The sequence below is a fragment of the Bdellovibrionota bacterium genome (assembly GCA_035292885.1).
In the GTDB taxonomy this organism is placed as follows: domain Bacteria; phylum Bdellovibrionota_G; class JALEGL01; order JALEGL01; family DATDPG01; genus DATDPG01.
In genome coordinates, this window is the sequence record DATDPG010000006.1 from 1 (window position 1) to 3,911 (window position 3,911).

4 protein-coding genes are annotated in these 3,911 nt (G+C 55.0%); 2 read left to right on the plus strand and 2 right to left on the minus strand.

Translation table 11 applies throughout. From position 1 onward, the window contains the following. The first annotated feature begins 420 nt into the window (after positions 1 to 420). Together VI895_00185 and VI895_00190 are read left to right on the plus strand one after the other, a co-directional pair. Entirely contained in the window at positions 421 to 678 is a 258-nt protein-coding gene (locus VI895_00185; GenBank protein ID HLG18215.1) for a helix-turn-helix domain-containing protein, read from the plus strand. Continuing rightward, on the plus strand, positions 669 to 1,823 hold the full coding sequence (locus VI895_00190; GenBank protein ID HLG18216.1) for a site-specific integrase: 1,155 nt from the start codon (positions 669 to 671) through the stop codon (positions 1,821 to 1,823). The genes VI895_00185 and VI895_00190 overlap by 10 nt, the downstream gene beginning before the upstream one ends. Before the next feature lie 278 nt (positions 1,824 to 2,101). Here VI895_00190 and VI895_00195 read toward each other — a convergent pair whose 3' ends face one another. Continuing rightward, positions 2,102 to 2,809, minus strand: coding sequence for a PilZ domain-containing protein (locus tag VI895_00195; protein HLG18217.1), 708 nt, complete (start codon positions 2,807 to 2,809; stop codon positions 2,102 to 2,104). A gap of 124 nt (positions 2,810 to 2,933) precedes the next feature. Further along, on the minus strand, positions 2,934 to 3,911 hold a 978-nt coding region (locus VI895_00200; GenBank protein HLG18218.1), incomplete at its 5' end, for an Mrp/NBP35 family ATP-binding protein.

A 3,911-nucleotide genomic window follows, 5' to 3' on the forward strand; every position in this document is an offset into this window, starting at 1 on the left:
CCAAATCAATTCCCACTACGGTAATACCTTCCATTGGATCCTCCCTTTCTTTCTTCGAATGATTGATCACCACTTCAACCATTCTGGCTCTTTATGAAGCCTCGTAAAGAAAGGGCGGGTCCATTCCATTATGCTTGCAACCAAAACACGCGGCCCCAAAACCGAACAACACCGAACTCCACCGAAATTCAAAAGCTGTATCTCACTCCCGTTAGAATAAATACATTTTCGCTTCCTTCCTCCCTCTTGCATCTTGAAGTCCGCCGGTGTTACTTTCCCCTCCACGACAGGCGTGCGAATCCGCTTCCATGGCGTTCCCCGCCGTCGAAAGTGCCATCAGGCTTATGGCCTGCGGCGTACAAAGAATTTAAGCCCATTCATCTGACATAACAGCGGATGGTCTTTCGGCTGGAGGATGTTATGCTCCAAGCGATCACCGGGATTTCTCGGGGTTCGTCCGAGGCGACCACCGCGGACGCGCTCTTTGACAAGCTTAAATGGATGACCACAAAAGAAGCCGCGTTCTATTTGCGGGTTTCGGCGGGCCAGGTCCGGAACATGGTCTGGCGAGGACAGGTGCGAACGTACCGTCTCCAGAACCGCCTGCGTTTTCTTCGAAGCGATTTGGATCAGCTGTTGAAGCCGACTTTTTCCAAAAAGGAGGCTGTATGGCGATAAAATCGTATGAAAAAAACGGCGAAACCTGGTTTCAGGTGTACGTCAACGTTCGAAGCAAAGGCAACCGGTCCCTTCGCGCCCAGCGAAAGATCTCGGGAGTCAAAACCGAATCCGAAGCGAGGCGTCAGGAAATCAAACTGATTCGCGAATGTGAACGCGAAATCTCAATGAAAGAGAGCCAAGGCTCTTCGTGGGAGACCGTCGTGGACGCCTGGGAGGAGAATCTTCTCCGGGACGAGCGGCGCGCGCAAACCACGAAGCTCGATTACGCGGCGGCGATCCGGAATCACACGTCGGCCTGGATGAAACGTCCGGCGGCGGAGATCTCCTCGTTTGATGTGCGGGAAGCGCTCAATCAACTCAAAGCCGGCGGGGCTTCCATTCTCCACCAGAACAAACTGAAACTTCTCATCAACGGAGTGTTCGTGTTCGGAATGGAAAATGGGTTGATTCGGGGAAAGGATCGAAGCCCGGCGTATGGGATTCAATTGGGAAGAAAAGAGGAAACGAAACCCGAAATTCTTTCCATCGGGGAAATTCGAACGCTTCTCGAAGAAGCGAAAAAGCTCGATCACCCCTGGTATCCCGTCTGGGCCATGGCGATCTTAACCGGCATGCGAAACGGCGAGCTCAACGCCCTGGTATGGAGCGACGTGAACTGGGAGAACAGACAACTCTCCGTCACGAAGTCGTACAACACACGATTTCGGAGCGTAAAAAGCACGAAATCGGGGCAATGGCGAACCGTGCCGATTTCCAGCGAACTCCAATCGCTCCTCGTGGAGCTTAAAGAGCGAACCGGAAACGGACCGCATGTCCTTCCGAGATTGACCGGCTGGCACAAAGGCGAGCAGGCCCGGATCTTACGGCAATTTTGCCTCGGGATCGGGCTCAAATCCGTAAAGTTTCATACGTTACGGGCGTGCTTTGCCACGCAGCTCATCCGAAATGGGGTCGCGCCGATCCAGATCCAAAAGATCTGCGGTTGGAGCGATCTCGAGACGATGCAGCGGTATATCCGGCTGGCCGGAATTGAATCGGAAGGGGTGACGGAAGTCTTAGAAGTACTTCCGGAGTATGAAGTAACGGCCAAAGTAGTTTCACTCTTCGGCCGAAACGTGGACAAAGCAAAGTCGAATCTCTGATTTGACTTCGGCTGGGCTTCCGGGTCTCCTAACAGCTTGGAATCGTTAAGCGGGGTTCACTCACCCCACGGCTTGTCCTTTTTCCGTCTGACTTCGTTCTCGCGTTTCGCGAATCCTCACATAGAAAAACCTATGCTCCGGTTCGCCCAACGCTGCGGCCGCGTCATACGAAAAAAGTCCTAAGCCTTACTTGCCATTTCGGTGGGCGCCTCGCTCTGCGAAAAAAATCCTGCGGCTTACTTGCAGATGGAGTGAAGGGTGAGAACCCTCCTGAGGTCTTAAACGCGTTTGCCGGAGAGGATGCTGCGGAGGAATCCGGACATTTCGGTGCGCTGCGACGCCGAAGTCAAAAGAAAGCGGACCCCCACGCCTTCCACAAAATCGGCGCTGACGGTCGATTCCCCTTTGCGGAGATGCACGACTTCCGCTTCTGCGGAAAACTTTCGTTTTGAATGCGGATGAAGGATGACGACTTGCAAAGTGTCGCCTAAGGCCATTCCGTTGGGAGAGGTTCGTAAGAACAGACCCCCCTTACTTAGATTTTCGGAGAACGTCTTGCGAACTTCCTCTTTCGACGTGAATTCCACGACCACATGAGTTTTGAGTCGTGGATGTTTGCGGGATCCAATTCCCCTGGCGTCCAGTAAGCGATCGATGAGGCGATCAAACGTCCGCACTTGTCGGGCCTCGACCCGTAAGAATTCAATTCCGATACCGGAAACCGAGCCCATGCGGTTGGGAGCGACGATCCGGGCGACTTTGCCCCTGACTTTGATCGATTCCGTGGCCTGGGAGAGAAGAATTTCCATCTGGATCTTCTCGCCTACTTTGGCGAGCGGCTCCTTCGTTTCGAGAAATACGCCGCTCTTGGAGAGATTGCCGGCGTACGTTTCGACTTCGTCCTCGCGGCCGACCATACGAACCCGGACCTTGGTCTCGACTCTCGGTTTCGACCTGCGCTCGACGACTTGTACACCTTCCACCACGTTGTTTACCTCTAGAGGGAGCAGCAATAATCCACGATTGCAAAAAGCGCGGCAAGCAAAAGAACGAGGATCACAAGCCAGACATCCGGCTGATCCCAATCAACTTTGATTCCGCCGGAAGACACTAGAGTCTCGAAAGGAGAGAACCGAGGAAACCCTTGCCCTTTTCGCCGCCGGCATCGGTTTTTTTGAGGACCGCCTCGGCGATCGAAACAAACGATTTGGCCTGCGTGCTCTTCGGATCCGTCGCAACCACGGGGAGCCCCGTGTCGCCTCCGATTCGAATCTTTGGATCCAAGGGGATCTCCCCCAGGTAGGGCACACCCAGCTCGTGCGCCGTTCGCTCCCCCCCGCCCCGGTCGAATATCGGCGTACTCTTGTGACAGTGCGGACACTCGAACGCCGCCATGTTGTCGACGATGCCGATCACCGGAACAGAGACCTCGCGGAACATCATCAGGCCCCGCCGGGCATCGAGAAGGGCAATGTCGTTGGGGGTCGTCACGATAATCGCTCCGGCCAGCGGAATCGTTTGAACGATCGTAAGCTGGGCATCCCCCGTTCCGGGAGGAAGATCGAGAATCAAATAGTCCAATTCCCCCCAATTCACTTCGCGAAAAAATTGCCGGATCATTTGCGTCACCATCGGTCCTCGCCAAATCACCGACGTGTCGTCATCGATCAAAAATCCGATCGACATGACTTTTAGATCGTATCGCTCCAGAGGGATCAGTTTACGATCTGGACCGACTTCGGGCCGAGTGTGAAGTCCCAACATCAGCGGAAGCGACGGACCGTAAATATCGGTGTCGCACAGGCCGACCCGTTTTCCTTTTTGGGCCAGAGCGAGAGCCAAATTCACCGCCACGGTCGATTTGCCGACGCCCCCTTTTCCGCTGGCGACCGCCAAAATATTCCGGATCCCGGGAATCGGTTCCTTTTCCATCCCCGGTCGGCGAGCGGGGGCCGGCGCCGGAGCGTGAGAATGGGGCGGAGGAGCGGAAGTTTTGGCTGCCCCCTCCGAAGAAAAAGACGGGAGCGCCACCGGACCTTTGGACGGTCGCACGACGGTTTCGATCGTGACCTCTTTTACCCCCTCCAT